This is a genomic window from Shewanella rhizosphaerae (genome assembly GCF_019457655.1).
Lineage (GTDB): Bacteria > Pseudomonadota > Gammaproteobacteria > Enterobacterales > Shewanellaceae > Shewanella > Shewanella loihica.
Map to the genome: position 1 here is coordinate 1,472,051 of NZ_CP080420.1, position 18,782 is coordinate 1,490,832.

At 51.5% G+C, this 18,782-nt stretch carries 12 protein-coding genes; 6 read left to right on the forward strand and 6 right to left on the reverse strand.

Going from position 1 to position 18,782, the window contains the following annotated elements:
* Positions 1-685: 685 nt before the first annotated feature.
* From K0I63_RS06550 to K0I63_RS06565, 4 genes are all read left to right on the forward strand, one after another.
* Entirely contained in the window at positions 686-2,242 is a 1,557-nt protein-coding gene (locus tag K0I63_RS06550) for a cytochrome ubiquinol oxidase subunit I (protein ID WP_220073471.1), read from the forward strand.
* Between the two features lie 15 nt (positions 2,243-2,257).
* Positions 2,258-3,397: a cytochrome d ubiquinol oxidase subunit II gene (gene cydB, locus K0I63_RS06555; protein ID WP_011865105.1), complete on the forward strand. Its 1,140-nt coding sequence runs from the start codon at positions 2,258-2,260 to the stop codon at positions 3,395-3,397.
* A 14-nt stretch (positions 3,398-3,411) separates the two neighbouring features.
* Complete coding sequence (gene cydX / locus K0I63_RS06560; RefSeq protein WP_011865106.1) at positions 3,412-3,528, forward strand: cytochrome bd-I oxidase subunit CydX; 117 nt, start codon at positions 3,412-3,414, stop codon at positions 3,526-3,528.
* Between the two features lie 608 nt (positions 3,529-4,136).
* Complete coding sequence (locus tag K0I63_RS06565; RefSeq protein ID WP_220082917.1) at positions 4,137-5,825, forward strand: ATP-dependent nuclease; 1,689 nt, start codon at positions 4,137-4,139, stop codon at positions 5,823-5,825.
* A 478-nt stretch (positions 5,826-6,303) separates the two neighbouring features.
* Here the strand turns inward: K0I63_RS06565 and K0I63_RS06570 are convergent, their stop codons facing one another.
* The 3 genes from K0I63_RS06570 to K0I63_RS06580 form a co-directional block, all read right to left on the reverse strand.
* Positions 6,304-8,307: a methyl-accepting chemotaxis protein gene (locus tag K0I63_RS06570; RefSeq protein WP_220082918.1), complete on the reverse strand. Its 2,004-nt coding sequence runs from the start codon at positions 8,305-8,307 to the stop codon at positions 6,304-6,306.
* Positions 8,308-8,497: 190 nt separating this feature from the next.
* Positions 8,498-11,569 carry an efflux RND transporter permease subunit gene (locus K0I63_RS06575; RefSeq protein ID WP_220082919.1) on the reverse strand — a complete coding sequence of 1,024 codons (3,072 nt, stop codon included), beginning with the start codon at positions 11,567-11,569 and terminating at the stop codon, positions 8,498-8,500.
* 3 nt (positions 11,570-11,572) lie between these two features.
* Positions 11,573-12,691, reverse strand: coding sequence for an efflux RND transporter periplasmic adaptor subunit (locus tag K0I63_RS06580; protein WP_220082920.1), 1,119 nt, complete (start codon positions 12,689-12,691; stop codon positions 11,573-11,575).
* Between the two features lie 142 nt (positions 12,692-12,833).
* On the opposite strand from K0I63_RS06580, the gene K0I63_RS06585 reads away from it, so the two are divergent.
* Positions 12,834-13,445, forward strand: a complete 612-nt coding sequence (locus K0I63_RS06585; RefSeq protein WP_220082921.1) for a TetR/AcrR family transcriptional regulator — start codon at positions 12,834-12,836, stop codon at positions 13,443-13,445.
* Between the two features lie 221 nt (positions 13,446-13,666).
* The gene (locus tag K0I63_RS06590) at positions 13,667-14,581 is read left to right on the forward strand and encodes an outer membrane beta-barrel protein (RefSeq protein ID WP_220082922.1); all 915 of its coding nucleotides are present in this window, start codon (positions 13,667-13,669) and stop codon (positions 14,579-14,581) included.
* A gap of 150 nt (positions 14,582-14,731) precedes the next feature.
* Here the strand turns inward: K0I63_RS06590 and K0I63_RS06595 are convergent, their stop codons facing one another.
* The 3 genes from K0I63_RS06595 to K0I63_RS06605 all read right to left on the reverse strand — a co-directional run bounded on the left by K0I63_RS06595 (position 14,732) and on the right by K0I63_RS06605 (position 18,404).
* On the reverse strand, positions 14,732-15,304 hold the full coding sequence (locus K0I63_RS06595) for a chalcone isomerase family protein (RefSeq protein ID WP_258406952.1): 573 nt from the start codon (positions 15,302-15,304) through the stop codon (positions 14,732-14,734).
* A 32-nt stretch (positions 15,305-15,336) separates the two neighbouring features.
* Complete coding sequence (locus K0I63_RS06600; RefSeq protein ID WP_220080298.1) at positions 15,337-15,816, reverse strand: DUF2947 domain-containing protein; 480 nt, start codon at positions 15,814-15,816, stop codon at positions 15,337-15,339.
* A 107-nt stretch (positions 15,817-15,923) separates the two neighbouring features.
* The gene (locus K0I63_RS06605) at positions 15,924-18,404 is read right to left on the reverse strand and encodes a motility associated factor glycosyltransferase family protein (protein ID WP_220082923.1); all 2,481 of its coding nucleotides are present in this window, start codon (positions 18,402-18,404) and stop codon (positions 15,924-15,926) included.
* Positions 18,405-18,782 lie beyond the last annotated feature (378 nt).

Genomic DNA, 18,782 nt, shown 5'->3' on the forward strand with positions numbered 1-18,782 from the left:
ATGTCGCATAGGGAACAAACGATTAAAATTGCAAGTTCGCATTAGTATTTTTAATCTATAAAGGTTTCGTTTTGAATGGTATCTATGTTTGAATTTATATAATTACTTGATTTTATTTCCTTAAGGTGTTCGTTGTGTGATTGTTTTGGGTTATATATATTGACTCATAAATTGTTAAATCTTGTTAAATATTGCGTTTTGTATGATGTGGGCTGAAATTTGCTAAAAGTAGCCTTTTTATCAAAATTTAATGGCTCCCTATCACGTTTGCAATGTTTTGGCAAGCGTGTTGCCGGGTGAAGTGTGGCGCCGTCCGCAAAACCCACTATCCGCGCCGTGTTTGATTGATTTGAATCAATTTTGAATGGTATAAAATGCTTAGGGTACGTTTGATATGCCTTGTTGTAAGTTTTTGAAAAAAATAATTTAAATTGATTTTCTCGGCCGTTTTTTGCGACGGGGGCTTAAAAACCAAAAGGTTTTGTGAGCCGCCTCTCAAAAAGCTGGGGTGAGAGGCCTTTTTGAGCGTCAGCGACGCTTGAGCGAGGCTAAAAGTTAAAATTTGGCGGTTTGTGAGACTCGGGTCTGACAAATTACTTGAATAATAAAATTCCTAAATAGGCATTTTTCCGGGTTGATGGGGATCTAACCTTGAAGAATGATCGCACCACCTAAGGAGTCACTGATGATTGTTGAAGAGGTTGTAGAGCTCTCGCGCTTACAGTTTGCGCTGACAGCTATGTATCACTTCCTGTTTGTACCTTTGACCTTGGGGCTGGCGTTCTTGCTGGCCATTATGGAATCACTCTATGTGATGACCAATAAGCAGATCTATAAAGATATGACCAAGTTCTGGGGTAAGCTTTTTGGTATTAACTTCGCCCTGGGCGTAACCACAGGTCTGGCGATGGAGTTCCAGTTCGGGACTAACTGGTCATACTATTCTCACTATGTGGGTGACATCTTCGGTGCGCCACTGGCTATCGAAGGCTTGATGGCCTTCTTCCTCGAATCTACCCTGGTGGGTATGTTCTTCTTCGGTTGGGACAGATTCAGTAAGCGTCAACACCTGGCGGTGACCTGGTTGGTGGCCCTGGGCTCGAACATGTCGGCTCTGTGGATCCTGGTTGCCAATGGCTGGATGCAGAACCCAGTCGGTAGTGTATTCAACTATGAAACCATGCGTATGGAGATGACCAGCTTCGCCGAAGTCCTGTTCAACCCGGTTGCGCAGGTGAAGTTTGTTCATACCGTGGCTTCTGGCTATGTGGCCGGCGCCATGTTTGTTCTGGCCATCAGTTCTTACTACATCCTAAAGAAGCGTGACTTGCCGTTTGCCCGTCGCTCATTTGCCATCGCGGCAAGCTTCGGTATGGCGTCTATCCTGTCGGTCATCGTACTGGGTGACGAGTCAGGCTATAAGGTGGGTGAGGCCCAGCGCGTTAAGCTTGCGGCCATCGAAGCCGAATGGCACACAGAACCTGCACCAGCAGCCTTTACCGCTGTGGGTTTCCCGAATCAGGAAACCATGCACACCGATTACGCCATCAAGATCCCATATGCCATGGGTATCATCGCCACCCGTTCTATCGATGAAGAGGTTACCGGTATCCGCGACCTTATCGTCGAGCACGAGGAGCGTATTCGCAACGGTATGAAGGCTTATGCCATGTTGACCGAGCTGCGCGCCGGCAAGGAAACCCCTGAGCTGCGTGCCGCCTTCGAAGAGGCAAAAGTCGACCTGGGTTATGGCCTGCTGCTGAAGCGTTACACAGACAATGTGGTCGATGCGACAGAAGAGCAGATCAAGGCCGCGGCCAAAGACTCTATCCCATCGGTTGCGCCTATGTTCTGGAGCTTCCGTGTGATGGTTGGCCTGGGCGTAATCATGCTGTTCGTGTTTGCGGCGGCCTTCTGGCAGAGCACACGTCATCAGATCGAAGAGAAGCCTTGGGTACTTAAGGCGGCGCTATACAGCCTGCCACTGCCTTGGATCGCCATCGAGTGTGGTTGGTTCGTGGCCGAGTACGGTCGTCAGCCTTGGACCATCTCTGAGGTGCTGCCAACCTTCATGTCGGCGTCTAGCCTAACGGCTGCGGATCTCTGGTTCAGTATCATCTCTATCACGCTCTTCTATACGGTCCTGCTGGTGATTGAGCTGTTCTTGATGATTAAGTTCGCACGTAAGGGACCTAGCAGTCTCAAGACGGGCCGTTATCACTTTGAAAACCTAGAAGCTTAAACCGGAGATCTCATTATGTTTGATTATGAAATATTAAGATTTGTCTGGTGGGCGCTGATTGGTGTGCTGTTCATCGGATTCGCCGTCACCGACGGTTTCGACATGGGCGTGGGTGCCTTGCTGCCTATCATAGGTAAGGACGATACCGAGCGCCGTATTATGATCAACTCGATTGCTCCCCACTGGGACGGCAACCAGGTATGGTTAATCACAGCCGGTGGCGCCCTGTTTGCCGCCTGGCCTATGGTATATGCTGTCTCTTTCTCTGGCTTCTATGTGGCCATGATGTTGGTGCTGTTTGCCCTGTTCCTGCGTCCCGTGGGCTTCGATTACCGCTCTAAGATCGAAGATCCAAGATGGCGTAAGGCTTGGGACTGGGCGCTGTTTGTCGGTGGCTTCGTACCGCCGCTCATCATAGGCGTTGCCTTTGGTAACTTGCTGCAAGGTGTACCGTTTAACTTCGACGAGTACCTGCGCGCAACCTACCACGGTGGTCTGTTTGGCCTGCTGAACCCATTTGGCCTGCTGGCCGGTCTGGTGAGCGTGTCGATGATCATCATGCAGGGTGCCTCTTGGCTACAGATGAAGACAGAAGGCGAGCTGCGCGTACGTGCGGCGACGGCGACCCAGGTGGCTGCGGCCCTGGTTGCTGTGCTCTTCACCCTGGCCGGTGTATGGCTGGCCAATGGTATCGACGGTTATGTTGTAACCTCGACTATCGACACCCACGGCGCATCTAACCCAGCCCTTAAGACGGTTGCGGTAGAGGCGGGTGCCTGGCTTGCCAACTACGACAAGTATCCAGTGACCATGCTGTTCCCAATCTTGGGGATTGCCATGCCTGTACTGGCGCTGCTGGCGAGTCGTTTCAACCGCTCTGGTTTCGCCTTCCTGTTCAGCTCGCTGGCGGTGGCTATGGTGATTCTTACTTGTGGTGCGGCCATGTTCCCATTCGTGATGCCATCATCACTTGAGCCAAACGTGAGCCTGACCATGTGGGATGCCACTGCGAGTCATATGACACTGACTGTGATGACCTGGGCGGCCGCGATATTCGTGCCTATCGTGCTAAGCTACACCATCTGGACTTACTTCAAGATGTTTGGTCGCTTGAGCCGTAGCTACATCGAAGACAACAAGACGTCACTTTACTAACAGGAGCCGACACTATGTGGTATTTTGCTTGGATATTAGGCATTTTGCTGGCGTGTTCTTTCGGTATCATTAACGCCTTGTGGTTAGAGAATACTGAGAACATGGATAGGGATTCAGAGCTTAAAGATTAAGCCATGAATTCTGAAGTGAGAAACCCCGTATGAGAATGCGGGGTTTTTTATTGCCCGTGTTTGGGGCGCACGGGCTAGCGGCGAAGGGGGCTAAGAGCCCTTAAAGGTCGTTACGTCTACCAGTATTGGTATTTGCTATGGACTTGAGGGTCGCACCTTCATGGCAACCTAACGCCTGCCCGGCGGGGGTATGTGCAAACACGTTTTTGGCATGCTGTGAATATATCCCTATACGCTCCACGGCGGCGTCCATGCCGCCGAGGGCCAAAAACGTGTTTACACTGGCATCTAAACGTCTCTTCGATTTAACTTCATTTGTTTGTCACTGATACAAGTTATTATTTTTAGAGAAAAAGCGCATTTAAATGTGAAGTGACATGTTGAATGCTTACTACAAGATAGATTAAAGTGTCACCGATCAAGGACAGAGTTAGGCCAACTCGAATCAAACATCGACGACGCCATTCAGGGAACGATAAAGCCAATCAATATGCCCCAATCAACTCCCTCAAAAAGTTAACTCTGACCCTATTTATTAATAGGTTTGAAAACGCGTATGCGCAATAATAAAATTTTCGAAATCCCACACATCAGGAAGTACAGATTTAATGAAGATCGAAAAATTAGAGATTAAAAATTTCAGAACACTTGAAAATGTGACTTTAAACTTTGATGGGTACTTTGCTTCTATTAGCGGTAAAAATAATGCTGGTAAAACATCTGTTATTAAGTGTATTCGGTCTCTTTTTAAAGGGAAAGAAAGGGAGTTTTCGTTTTTTGATGATGAAGATTCTTTATCTTACATAACTTCTAAAACTCAATGGGCAAACAGCGGTGTGGCAATAGAGTTTAACTATTTCATTACCGCTTCTAGAGAAGCAGATCCAGGACTTTATAGCTTCGTTAAAAAGATCGCTGAAATAGAAGATCTAGATGATAATTTTACGCTGGATGTGAAAGTAAAAATTAAAGAGAAAGACGAAAAGGAAATATCCATACTAGTTAACGGGAATGAACTAGAAAAATATGAAACGGGTGAGATATATCAGAGGTTATCTTCATCGAATATTGTATTTCTCCACAATTCAACAGGTGGGGGTAATAAAATCTACCACCCCTCAGGAGCTAGAAGTTTCCATGAGATGATGCTCTCAAAAGATGAGAAAGAAGAGTTAAATAAAGAGCAAGAAAGAATTAGGAAAAAAGTAAAGAAATTTGCTTCAGAGCATAGAGGTGAATTGTCTGGGCTTCTAGGTAAACTAGAAGAAAAATATGAAGTCGAGCTAACCGTTTTCGAAGGACTCTTCAGGAACTCAATTCCTTTAGGAATAAACCTAAAAGATAAAGGCTTGGAAGTACCTTTAGATGATTGGGGGGCAGGAACTCAAAATCGAACTCAAATTATGATGTCTATCCTCTCCGCTAGTCGAGTTAAGCAACAAATAAACGATGAGAATAGAATCACGCCAATTATTATCATAGAGGAGCCTGAAAGTTTTCTTCATCCTTCTGCTCAAGCCGAGTTTGGAAGAGTAATTAGGGGGCTTTCAAGAGAACTTGAGATACAAATAATCATAACAACTCATAGCCCATACATGCTTTGTCAAGAGCAACCCGAATCTAACGTGCTTCTCGACAGAAAATTATTCAGACAAAGATTAAAAGAAACTGTTGTTGTCGATGTTTCATGCGATAAGTGGATGGAGCCATTTGGTGAAATATTAGGGTTGAATCATGAGTCTGTTGAACCATGGGGTGATGTCGTAAAGGCATCAAGAGACAACGCGATATTAGTTGAAGGTCCAATAGATAAAGAATATCTAGAGTTTATTTCATCATTAGGAATTAAAGGCTTTTCCATACCGGAAGGTGTTGAGGTTATTGCGTATGGTGGAAAGGATGCTCTAAAAAACTCGATCATGCTGAAGTTCGTTATTGAAAAATTTAACCGTGTTTACATTACATACGATCTAGACGCAAAAAATGAGTTGCAAAAGATTATGAGTCAGCTTAGTTTGGAAAATGAAAATGATCATATGGCTGTGGGGTTGAATGAGGCAGGTAAAGACTGTATCGAAGGGCTTTTACCTCAAGCCGTGCTTGGCAGTGTTTATGGAAAGAATACTGACATTGTAATGAAATTGACATCAACAGATACCCAGGCTAGGAAGTCGGCTAAAAATGAGCTTAAAAATAAATTACTCGAAGAGTTTAAAAAGACAAAAAACATTTCTTCTTCTGAACTAAAAGAGTTTAAGCCTTTGTTTTCAAATATCACTAAAGCATTTAACTCGTGATTTCTAACAAAGGATTGCAGCGGACAAGCCGCTGAACTCGGCGTTATCCCATAGAAATTTTTATCCGAAACTGACAGGTTAGAGTTGAGGCTTTAACTCGAAAATTTCCAAGAATGTTTTTAAAGCTAGGCAGTGCAATAACGTTAAATCGAAGAGACGATAGATACTGGTGTAAACACATTTGTGACCTTCCGAGGCATGGATGCCGAGGTAGAGCTCACAAGGAAGTGCTTGCAGCGTGTCACAAATGTGTTTGCACATAAGGCCTGCGGCAGGCAATTGATGCACCATAAAGCCATGGTTACGGTTTGCATTGCCAATACTGAATTTGGCCGAATGTTAGATAGCTTTTGCTCTCAAAATTTTACGGAAGTTAACTTCTGCCCAATTGTAGATAGCCGAAATGGCTGAGCCTAACAGACATAAAAAAGCCGCTTGATAGCGGCTTTTTTCGTTGAGATGAGCGGTTAAGCAGAGCTTATGACTTAAACACGCTGATCTTCTGTTTGATCTCGGCGGCGATGTGGGAGAGGTTTTGGGCGGCGTCGACTGTGTCGCCGGCGCGCTGTTCGCCGTCGCGGGCGAGCTCAGTGATCTCATGCAGGTTGCGGGTGATCTCGTCGGCCACGGCGCTCTGTTGCTCGGTGGCGCTGGCGATGCTGCTCGACGCTATGGCCAGCTCCCCGATACTGATGGTGATCTGGTTGAGGTTAGTCGCGGCCTCCTGTCCCTGGGCGGCGGAGGCGGTGCCCAGCTGGTGGCTCTGGCCCATCTGCTCGGCGGTGAGCTTGATCTGCTGCTGCAGTTGAGTGATGGTCTGGCTGATCTCTGAGATCGAGGTCTGAGTGCGCTGGGCCAGAGTTCTTACCTCGTCGGCCACCACGGCGAAACCGCGGCCCTGTTCACCGGCGCGGGCGGCCTCGATGGCGGCGTTGAGCGCCAGCAGGTTGGTCTGCTCGGCGATGCTGTTGATCACCTCGGTGACCTGGCTTATCGCCTCACTCTCCTTGCTGACATTCTCGACGCTCATATGGCTGGCATCTAGCTGCTCGCTGAGTTTGCCTAGGCCCTGCACCAGCTGAGCGAGCTGCTGGTGGCCATCGCGGGAGGCGTTGTCGACCTGCTGGCTCTGGCTGGCACCTTCGCTGGCGTGGTTGGCCACGTCGCGTACCGAGGTGGACATCTCTTCGATGGCGGTGGCGATCTGGTCGGTCTGCGCCATCAGCTGCTGGGCCTCTTCGCCGTTGAGTCTGGCCACTTCCTGGGCGCTGCTGGCCTGCTCCTCAAGCGTGTTGACCGAGGCGCGCAGGGCGCCGACCAGTTCGCGCAGGCTCAGTGCCATCTGGCGGGCGGCGTGGGTGATTCTGTCGACCTCGTTGTCTGTGTCTGGGCTGACCTGGTCGAACTCTTGAGTCAGGTCACCCTTGCCGAGCTCGGTAAGCTGGTGCTGCAGGTGACGCAGCGGGCGCAGTGTCTTAATCAGCACCATGGAGAGCAGCAGGGTGATCAGCAGCACGCCTACGGCGGCGACGCCGGCATTGATGCTCAGCAGTTTCAAGCTCTCTTCGTTCAGCTCACGCTTCTTGGCCTGACCCAGCAGGGTCCATTGCCAGCCGGGAATGGTGACGGCGTAGGCGTACATGGGCTCCTTGTTGCCATTGAGGTATTCGCTCTCCTGGCCGCCGCGTTTGGCCGCGTCAAGAGAGAGGCCGTCGAGTATCGCCTCGGTCAGTATGGTGCCCGACTCTTGGTTGGGCTGGGCGATGATGGCGTTGTCCACGTTGCGGATTAGGGTGAAGAAACCCGACTCCTCCAGCTTGAGCTGGTTCATGGAGCGTTGCAGCTCGGTCAGCGCCTCTGAGATATCGAAGCCGATATAGAGTATGCCAATGATGTCGCCCTGTGGGCCCGTTATGGGGCGATAGACTGTCATATAGTCTTTGCCGAACAGTCTGGCGTAGCCTTCATACTCTTTGCCCGCCATCAGCGCGCCGTAGCCTGGGTGCTTCTTTCCCAGGTAGGTGCCCAGGGCGCGTTTGCCGTCGGCTTTTTTCAGCGAGGTGGAGATGCGGATAAAGTCGTCGCCGTCGCGTACGAAGACGGTGGCGTTACCGCCGGTGAGGTTGGAGTAGCGATCCACCTTACTCTTGGAGGCATTGATCTGTTCGCGCTCGTGTACCAGCGCCGGGGTAGGTTTCCCCATGACCATAACGGTCTTATCAGGCTTGAAGAATTGACCTGGGTACATGGCTCTGAGCACATCGGCGTTGCGTCTGGCGAGAGACAGCAGGCTGTTGTATTCGAGTTCAATCAGGTCGGCGGTGCTGTGCATCTGCGCTTTTACGGCCGTCTTACCTTTATCTTCCAGCACGTTGGCGGCTGTGATGTAGGAGACGCTGCTGAGAATGGCAAATACGACGACGGTGAGGATCAGGGCAAGGGCGCCTATCTGTTTGGCGATAGGCCAGTTTTTATAGTTCATTATGGTAATCCACCTTGTGGTTAGACTTTCGCTAATGTAACTAAGGTGGTGCGAGATTGTTTTGACGCAGGTCTATTTCGGTAAAGGAAAAATTGCCCCAAGCCTCGGCAATTAGTCTAAATATGCACTGGATCACCCTGGGCGGGCGAGCCAGTGCATCTTGTGATTAGCGAGCTGATAAGGCTGCTTTCTAGCTGGGCTGCAGTGCGGGCACGGGCGCCGTCTGGCGCTTGGTCATCAGCAGCTGGTACATGGTCGGCACCCAGACCAGTGACAACAGGGTGGTGAGCGCCGTGCCGCCAGCGATGGCGATGGCAAACGGTGGCCAGAAGCCGCCACCTGCGATGATAAGCGGCAGGAAGCCGCCTATGGTGGTGATGGTGGTTGAGCCTATGTGGCGGCCGCAGCTGCTGACCACTGCCACTATGGCTGGGATGCCCGCCTCACGCTTATCTGGCATATCCTCAAGCTCCGCCAGTATGACGATGGCGGCGTTGATCGCTAGGCCCATCAGGCCCAGCAGGCCGATGATCACCGTAAAACCGAAGGGATAGCTAAACAGGTAGACGGCGAGTAGGCCAAGTCCTGCCGACTGCACTGCGCTCAGCAGTATGATGCCGGTGAGGCGGAAGGAGTTGAACGACAGCACCACGGTCGCCAGCAGCAGGGTGATCACCAAGACGATGTTGGACAACAGGTTACCCACGGCCTCGTTACGCTTGGCGCTCTCGCCGCCCACCTCGATGCGATAACCGGCGGGCAGGGTGAGGGCGTCGATGCGCGTCTTGGCCTGATTGAGCACCTGTTGGGGCAGCACATCGCTCTCCAGGTAGGCCTCTATAGTGTTGACCCGCTGGCCGTCACGTCTGGGGATGGCGCCCAGGCTGACGTCGATACGGCTGCTGGCCAGTGCCGAGAGCGGGATGCCGACGCCGTTGCTTGACAGCAGATTGATCTGTGACAGCTCGGTCTGCTGCTCGCGCATCAGATCTTGGGTGCGTACCCGGATCGGCAGGGATTCTGTCTGTTCCAGTATGCTGCCGCCGTTGATGCCGGTAGTGGCCATCTGGATCTGGTTGGCGATATCCGTCAGGCTCAGGCCGCTCATCTTGCTGGCATCTTCGTTTACCTGAAACCATACCTTAGGCGCGCCAGCGCTCAGGGTGGCGCGGGTGTGCAGCACGTGATCTGTGGTGATCAGAATACGCCGCACCTCATCGCCAATCTCCCTTAAAGTATCTAAGTTGTGGCCGTAGATGCGTAGCTCCACGGGGGCATTGAACGGCGGGCCCTGCTCTAGCTTACGCACCAGGATCTGCGCCTCGGGGAACTCGGTGTCGAGCTGTGTCTGCAATCTTGGGATCAGCTGGTTGGCGCGCTCGAAGTCGGCAACCTTGATCATCGCCTGGGCATAGTTGGCCGCCCCTTGCTGACGCTGCAGAAGGTTGTAGTAGAAGGAAGGCGCATTGCCGCCAATCACCCAGTCGAGCCTCTGCATCTCGCCGGTGGCCCTGAGCTTGGCATCGATACGCTCCACCAGGGCGCGAGTGTTTTCGATACTGGACTGGGGCGCCAGGTGCACCTCTATCTGGAACATGTCCCTGTCTGACGGCGGGAAGAATTGCTCCGTCATCTGCCCTGAGGCAATGAAGCCGCTTATGGGCAATATGCCTATCACCACGCCGGCCAGTAGGGGGCGCTTGAGGGCGATATGCAGGGTGCCGCTAAAGGCGCGGGCGATGATGGGGAAGTTGACCCCACGCTGATACCAGTGCGTAGCATCGCCCTCGGCGCCGAAGCGGCCCGCGAAACCGGCGATCAGCGTATGGGAGATGAGGTAGGAGCCTAGCAGGGCGAAGATCACCGAGATAGCGATACCGCCGACAAATTCTCCCGCGGCCCCCGGCATGAGGATGATCGGGGTGAAGGCCAGCATGGTGGTGATGGTAGAACCCGCCAGTGGCAACCAGAGGTGTTTGAGGGTCTCGCCGACGGCGCTGAGGCGATCCAGCCCCTGGCGGCGACGCTGGGCGATGGCATCGACAATGACGATGGCGTTATCCACCATGATCCCCAGCGCTACCACTAAGCCGGTCACTGACATCTGATGAATCGGCAGGCCGACATATTTCATGCAGGCCAGGGTGAAGAGGGCAGTCAGCGGCAGCGACAGGGAGACGATCACCGCGTTGCGCAGCCCCAGAGTCAACATGAGCACCACCAGGATGATGATGAAACCCAGCAGCAGGCTGGCGATAAGGTCGCTCAGGCGGGTGGTGGTATAGCCTTCTTGATCGAACAGCCACTGGATCTCCACGTTGGAGGAGAGATCCCCTTGCACTTTCTCGACCACGCGATGCACCTGCTGCAGCCAGAGGTCGACCCGGGTGTTGTTGAGCATACGCGCCGATACCATGATCCCCTGGGCCTGCTCTATGAGGGCGATGCTGGCGGCGGGGGTCTTGGGCTGGCGCTGCACGCTGGCGACCTCTCCCAGGCGTATGATCTGACCGTTTTCATCCACTTTGAGCGGCACCTGTCTGATGCGGGTGACTGAATCCAGCTCGCCGGAGACCTCCACCAGGGCGCGAAAGGCGTCGTTGGTGATCTCGCCTGCCGAGACTTTAGTATCGGCATTAGCCAGGATCTGGGCGATGGCGGCGGCGCTGAGGCCGATGCGGTTGACGTTCTGGGCGTCGATCTGCACCAGGATCTCTTCGGTGGGGGCGCCATAGAGTTTTACGAAGTCTGTGCCCGGGATCAGCCTGAGCTGACTCTGTAGCTCCTTGGCGTAGCGGTTAAGGATATCCTGGCGCGGCTCGCCCGCGCCTTGCCACACCAGACCCAGAATGGCGGTGTTGGCATAGCCCAGCTGATCATCTAGCAGGGCATTTTGCGCCGCGGGGGGGAGCAGGTTCTTGGCATCGTTGATGAGGTCCCTGGCCCTTGACCAGACGGGGTCTGTCTCTGTGATCCTGTCTTTCAGCTCTAGCTGGATGACGGAGATCCCAGGGCGTGAAGTGGACTGCACCAGTTTCAGCTCTTCCAGGCGTCTGAGCTGGTTTTCCAGCACCTCGGTGACTAGGGCTTCGACCCGCTCCGCCGAGGCGCCCGGATAATGGGTCACCACAGAGGCGAAGCGGTTGGTGATACTGGGATCTTCCATGCGGGGCAGGCTGGTGATGGCGCCAAGGCCGGCGACGATCAGCAGGGCGATCACCAGGCTGGCCAGACGACCATTTTCGACTAAGGCTTTTATCATGACTTACCTCGTCGCCACTTGGGTGTTGAGCATGACGCGCTCGCCTACCACCACCTTGTGCAGGCCCTGGGTGACGAAGCGCTCATCTTCGCTGATGGCTCCCTGAATGAAGGCCTGATCGCCACGGGTATAGAGGATCTCTATGTCGCGCCGCTCGATAAGGTATTGATCCGGATTTTGTTCAACCAGCACATACAGGTTCCACAGGCCGCGCAGGCCGTCGGTGAGCGAGGAGATGGGCACCCAGAAACCGGCGGTATCGACTGTCTTGTTGTAATGCAGATAAGCCAGCTCGCCGTTGATCACCTTGGCATCGGTAGGCAGGGTCAGGCGCACCGGTACGGTACGCGTCACAGGATTGACCTCGGCGCCTATGCCGGCCACGGTGGCCAGATAGGGAGTCTCTTTCACCGTCAGGGTCAGCTGCTGGCTGTCTTGCAAGCTTTGGGCGAGCCCTACGGGCACGCCGACGATGGCCTGGGGATTGTTGTGTTGGATCAGGGTAAATAGCGGCGCGCCCAAGGCGACAACTTCGCCTAAGTTGTTGTTACGTTTGGCGATAATACCATCAAATGGTGCGACCAGGGTGGACTTGGCGATCCGCAGCGCGTTGGCCTCTATGGCGGCGCGCAGGCGCTGCTCGGCGGCTTGCAGGCTGCTGAGTTGTCCCTTGAGTTCGTCCAGTTGCTGGGCCGAGGCGTAGCCCTGTTGTTTCAGTGCCTGGCTGCGCTTGAGGGTGCTCTGGGCCAGCTCTCTGTCGGCGCGGTTTTGCGCAAGGCTTGCCTGCAGCTCGCGCTTCTCGGCTTCAAGCAAGGAGGTGTCCAGCTGGGCCAGTAGGTCACCCTGTTTGACATGATTACCACTGTCGACCGCCAGGTGTTTTATCTTACCCGCCAGTTCGAATCCTATAGCCGTGGTATTGCCCGCGCGTATGCTGCCGGTAAATACCTGCTCCGTGTCATAGCTGATCGAGCGGATCAGCCGCTGACTGGAGACCTTGGGGAAATGTTCGCTGTCGAGGGCGCTGCTGCTGGACTCATCCTGTTGGCAGCCGCTGGCCGCGAGGCTAAGGCTGCTCCATAACAACACTCTGGCGAGGGACTTGGCGGTAAAGATCGTCATACTGATACACTTCCGTGGTTAACAGTTGGTGAATAAATCGTTAAACTAGACTTGTTAGTCTAATTTGCAAAAACTGGACTGTCTAGTCTAGTTTGTGTATAAATATGTCGTGATGAAAATGAAGACCTTATAGGACGTTTCAATGGTACAAACACCCCTTAGCCGCAGTGAACAGAAGAAGGCGCAGATATTACACGCCGCGATTGAGCTCTTCTGTGGGCAAGGATTTCCCAATACCAGCATGGATGAGGTCGCGAAGTTGGCGGGCGTCTCTAAACAGACCGTCTATTCGCATTTTGGCAGCAAAGATGATCTGTTCGTTGCATCAATCGAATCTAAGTGTGTTGTGCATCAGGTGACGGCGGAGCTGTTTACCAGCCCCCAGGACCCTGAGCAGGCGCTGCTGCATTTCGGTAACTATTTTGGCGAGATGATCGTATCACCCGAGGCGATAGAGGTGTTTAAGACCTGTGTGGCCCAGGCCGATACCCACCCGGAAATTTCGGCGCTGTTTTTTAATGCCGGCCCAGAATTCCTGCTCAATCTGCTGGAGAATTATTTTGAGCAGGTGGAGAAACTCGGCGAGTATCATTTTGGTGATCTGCGCCATGCCTCGGTGCGTCTGTGTATGATGCTGTTTGGTGAGATGCGCCTCAAGTTAGAGCTAGGCTTACCGATCGAGGATCTGGTTGCTAAGCGCCCGGCCTACATCAAAGAGACGGTGAGCATGTTCCTGCGCGCCTATCGAGTCTAGGCGCTGGCAATTTTAGTTCAGATCGCGGCTTTAATCAGAGTTTTAGCCGCGCTTTTAGTAACAAAGCTAGCCGTTTTGAAGGGAAAGTGATCTTTTCGCCAGTCTGGTCGTACTAAGCTTGAGTGTACTAACTTTATGATTGGAATTTGGACGGGGGCCCACATTGAAATCGCGCAGCCGGCCAAACCTTAAGCCCAACTGAGTAGCCCCTGGGAGAGGGTATGAAGCCAAGCCTATTATCTCGCAATAAGTTCAACGCCCTGGTTTTAGGGTTAACCTGTCTGACGGCCGTTTCCGCCCAGGCGGCCCAAGGGGGAGCGCGACAGGCGTCGCCCTTGACCCTGTCGGTATCGCGCATCGGCGTCGGTGAGGCCGATGTGGGTGACAGCGGCCTGGCATTGCAGCGCGACACCTGGCTGTTCGGCGCCAAGACCAGCTTTGCCCTAAACAGGCAATGGTCGCTCAGTGCCAATATTAGTTACGACAGGCTGGATTATGACTGGAGTGGCCGCGGCGCCTCACTGCTGGGTGGTAATCTGGCGCCCTGGTCCAATGTGGACAGGTATGGGGTTGGCCTGGGGGTCAGCTTTCGTCCCAACAATCGTTGGCTGTTCATGCTGGCGCCTAAGCTGCAGTACGCCTATAGCGAGGGCACCTCATCGTCCAATGCCCAAAGTTATGGGGTGGTCGCCTCAGGCATGTATCGCTTCAATGGTGGTAACATGTTGGGCCTCGGGGTCGCCTATCTTAATGACATCTCAGAGGTGAGAACCTTGCCTTATCTGGCGGTGAACTGGCAGATAACCGATAAGCTCAAGCTTGCCAACCCCTTTTCGGCGGGCTTTAGCGGCCCCGCGGGCCTGGAGCTGAGCTATCAGTGGTATGAGTCGCTTGATGTTGGCGTCGGCAGCTCGAAGCGTACTCAAAGATTTTTGGTAAAAGATGAAGATGTGACTTTGGAGATAGACGAGTGGGTTGGCTTTGTCAGGGCCGGCTGGCAGGCGAGCGAGCCACTCAATTTTGATGCCTATCTGGGCTATTTCTTCAGTGGTGAGATAGAGCTCTCTTCGCCGAAAACCCAGGAGTCGCTGGAGAATCAGCTGGCGTTGGCGTTTTCCGCCCAGTATCGATTCTAGGGTGCTAATGTTGAATCAGAAAACGCGATGAATAAGAGAATGTGATGAATACAAAAATGGCCTGAACATACCGTCAGGCCATTTTTTTATGATTTTTCATTTAGCTGTCATTTAGCTTTCAGTTAGCTACCGGCTAGCTTCAGCTATTGTTTATTCGCCTAGCATAGCCCGCTTGAGACTCTTCTGCGCCGGCTTGTCGCCCAGCCAGATCTTCAGCAGCGCCTTGCGAAAGGCTTCACCCTCGACCGTTGCCTGTTTTTCACCATTCTTATAGGCGGTGACGCCAAGATCTTTTATCGCCTCTAAGGTAAATTGATCCCCCTCGGCAATCGGCGCCGAAAAGAGGGCCATAAAGGCATCTATCTGGGGCTGAATCGCCTCAGGCTCTCCACCTGTGGCATCGTCAAAGCCTTCGATGATCGCATCTTGCATCTTCTCAGAGGTGATCATGCCTGAGACGATATTCAAGCGAATCGCGACCCTAGGGGCGTTGAGTACGCTGTCGAGCGTTTGGCTCGGGCTCTGGGTGTATAGGCTGCTCACATAGAGATCCATAAAGAATTTGCTGCGAATGCCGGCGCCGTTAAGCTGCAAGGCTTGTTCGCTTAGGACTATCTCATCGGCAAGGGGCACATCTGCCAATGTCTTAGCGGCCAGAGGAGTGCTGAGTATGGTACTGGTCACGGCGCTGATAAGGAGCAGGTGGCGTAGGAGGGACTTCATATAACCTCTTATAAATATTGTGATAGTAACGGTTAGCCGCGTTTACCCAGCTGATATTGACCGCTTTGATGGAAGAAGGCAGCCTGTTTCTTCTTGGGGGCGATCAGCAGTGGGCCGTCATCGAAGAAGAGAAAACATTTCCAGTTGCGCACAAAGACGTCCCAGCGGGTCTCGATGATCTGGTACTTGTCGTAGCAGAAGTAGACTTGCGTCTCGTCTTGCCAATCGAAGTGGCCCTGAAACAGCTCGGGCAGGGCGGGGGAGTCGCTGTCCCAGGCGCTCTGCCAGTGATCGGTTTCCTGCCAGGCATCGCCTTTCGCGGCCCAGTCGCCCTTGGCAAACTGCTCGCTGCGGCTGCTCTTGTTACTCACCCACTGGTTCCACACCGTCATGGATGATTTTTGATCCAGCGGCTTGATGCAGGCCTTGTCTTCATCTGTGACGGGGAGATCTTTATGGTTAAAGATCCATTTGCGTTTGTATTGTTCGAGTGGGATATAGGTGTGCGCCACAGGGCCTCGCTATCGGCTGTAAGTTATTAACGCCAGACATTATACGGCGTGCCACAGGACAAGGGAAACGGCGCCGCAGGATAATTTTGCCCTTGGCGCCGAAAAACTTAGGGCCTGAGCTGCCTCAGATAGTTGAGCGCCGCTTGATTATCTTCATCCAACATGAGGACGTTTTCGAAACAGGAGATGGCGCCGTCAATCTGACCCGCCTGGGCGAGAAAGATCCCCAATTTTAGCATCACAGGAATGTCCTGAGGATATTTATCCAAGTAATCGAGGTAGACACCCAACGCCGCCTGCGGATCGCCACTCAAGTTCAGCGCATGGGCATACTGGGGCAGATATTCGTCGCTGTACTCAACTATCTTGGCATAATGCTCTAGGGCCAGCGGGAGGTTATTGAGATTCAGAGTCAGCTGGATGGCGAGTTTACGCTCGGCCTCTTGAAAATCATTCTCAGGGATCTTCTGTAGCGTTTCTAGTGCCAACTCGGGTTGGTTTTCCAGCATGTATTGATAGCTTAAAGCGAGAAAATGCAGGCGATTGACCTCGGGATCCGTTTGAATAAAAGGCGCCGTGTATTGTGCAATTTTGGAGATACCCAGCAGATGCTTGTTGTGCAGCAATATCTGTAATTTTTTAAAGGCGTTTTCGATAAAGGGGACGGGGGCGTCATCTGTATCATCGATAAACTCTTTAACGACAAACTGTTCAAGATAGATCTCTTCACTCTTCTTAAGAAGCGATTTTTGCTCAGCAGACAAGGCCTTATAAGCCTTGGGGTGTTGCTGTTGCCAGATAATAGCCCGACCCCACTGCATATCATTGTGCCATTGCTGACATAAGGCACTTATGTCGCAGTCTGGTTTTTCCTCTTCGAGTCTTGAGTGGAGGCGTATGATGGCATCATCAATTAGCAGTGCTATTTCTTGGGCAATGCTTTCAAATGCCGAATAGTAGATTCGGGTATGTTTGTTGACATCTTCCTGGGACCAGTCTTGCTCTTTTTTGGTTGAGAAGAAATGTGAAAATTCATAGTAGCCATAGAATTTGATGAGGTTGGCTAGATCTGGGTATTTTTCATTGATTCTCTGTTCGAGTTTTTCGAGCTTCTCCGCTTGAATCGCTATACGCTCAGGCGTCTTGGCAATCTCCAGTTTGTCTATGATGCTATGAGCCTGTTTTAATTCAGCATTAAGCAAGGTGAGTTTCTCAAGGTGAGATTCAATTTCCGTTAAGGTGTCTTCTAGATAGCGCTGCTTTTCGCTTGTTGTAGTGCGGTGCTTTTGCGGTAAAAGTAGAGCGCGTTGGCTTGTGGTTAGTGGCTGGATCTCGATTTGGTCGGTAGCGAGATAGTTGACCCCTTTAACTTTCGCCGCATCAAGAGATAAGTTGATGTATTGGGTATCTGGGGTATTGCTTATTGCCTCTTCAAGGGAGGTAATGGCGTGTAGCAATTGAATTGGTGTTTCAGCCATGTCGCCGGCATTTGTTTCAACCCATTCGAACATGACTCCTATGTTAGGTCCCAGACTGGCGCCATATGTCCCTTGAGCATGGGTGACACCTGTCTGGGAATGACAGAAATCTACACCGCAAAGCAGTACCTGGCTAAAGCCCATTTCCGTGGCGATCTCTATGGCGCTGTTGGTAACTGTTGGCCCAATGGATCTTATGTTGTGGTTATCTCTCTCGTGCAGCCATGGAAGGTGATTGCCCGTATATAGAGAGGTACCTTGCCATTGACCTAAAATTTGTGGCACCACATGGTAAGAGTTGATCAATAAACTCTTATGCTCCAACTGCATAAACTCTTTATTGACATCAAAGCTGTGGGTTTGCGGATCGACGGAGACAACTATGTCGACAGAGATCTCTTGTTTGACTAGTTTGCCTACGACTCGCGATGCGGCGATGATGACTAAGTCGTCGTTGTTTTGCTTAATCCATTCTAAATGTTCATCTAGGGATGGACCTCCCCCTAACACTATACAGGTTTTATCGCGAAAGGCTTGTTTGAGTATTGATACAGGCTTTTGATTTTCACCGAGGTTTTTAAATTGCGCCTTGATGAATATTTTTTGTGTGAAACCAATGCTTTGCTCAAAATACTCGTGATCGACACTCGTTTCTACTAGTTCATTCAATGCGCAATATGCATCGAGATAGTTGCCTTCTACGGCAATGGAACGGTGAATTTTGAATTGCTTCTTAACTATGTAGAGATTGTTGTCATGGGCCGTTATTGCCTCTTGAAAATCATTCGCTGAAACGATTTGCATGTCATCTTTGAGGTGTTCAGGAATCTCTATGGTTAGCAGAGAAAGTACGTCAGCCAGCTCGACGAACAGATATTTGCTGCCTTTTGCCTGTGGTTGCGACATGAGATAGTTTGCCAGTAGGCCAGAATCCATGCCTATGATGATGTGCAGTGTATCTTCTTGCTTTAAAGCGCCCTGATATTTCTTGTTGTAAAGAGAAGCGGAGTCCAGCTTTTCAAAGGTATGTCTATTTACACTGGGTAAGTAGTACTCATTGAACTGACTGATTGCAAACGTTTTGGATATTTCTGATTGGGTGTTCAGCATTCTGGCCTCTTTGCCTTCAAAGCAAGGTGTTCGTCAAATTATTGTCAGCTAAAGTCGATGTTTTCACCAAATTTAGTCGCAAATTCTGCTTATTCGATAAAATGCGATAATTGTGCCATTAGGTTTACAAATTAGATCCTTAGGACAATTTTGTGAAAATTTGTTCAAATAGCAGACTTAGATGGCAAACAAATGAAATAAGGTTAGACAATTGATATGAAGTTACTAAGATTACAAAAGGTTAGATGAAATGTTGCAAGCGAAAAACTGCACATTTGTGAGCCTCTTGGTGATTATTCTGTCCGCATCTTAATAAGTGGTGTAATAATTGCTGTATAGCTTGCTAAGAATAAGATGACTTGGCCTCTTGGCTGTGCG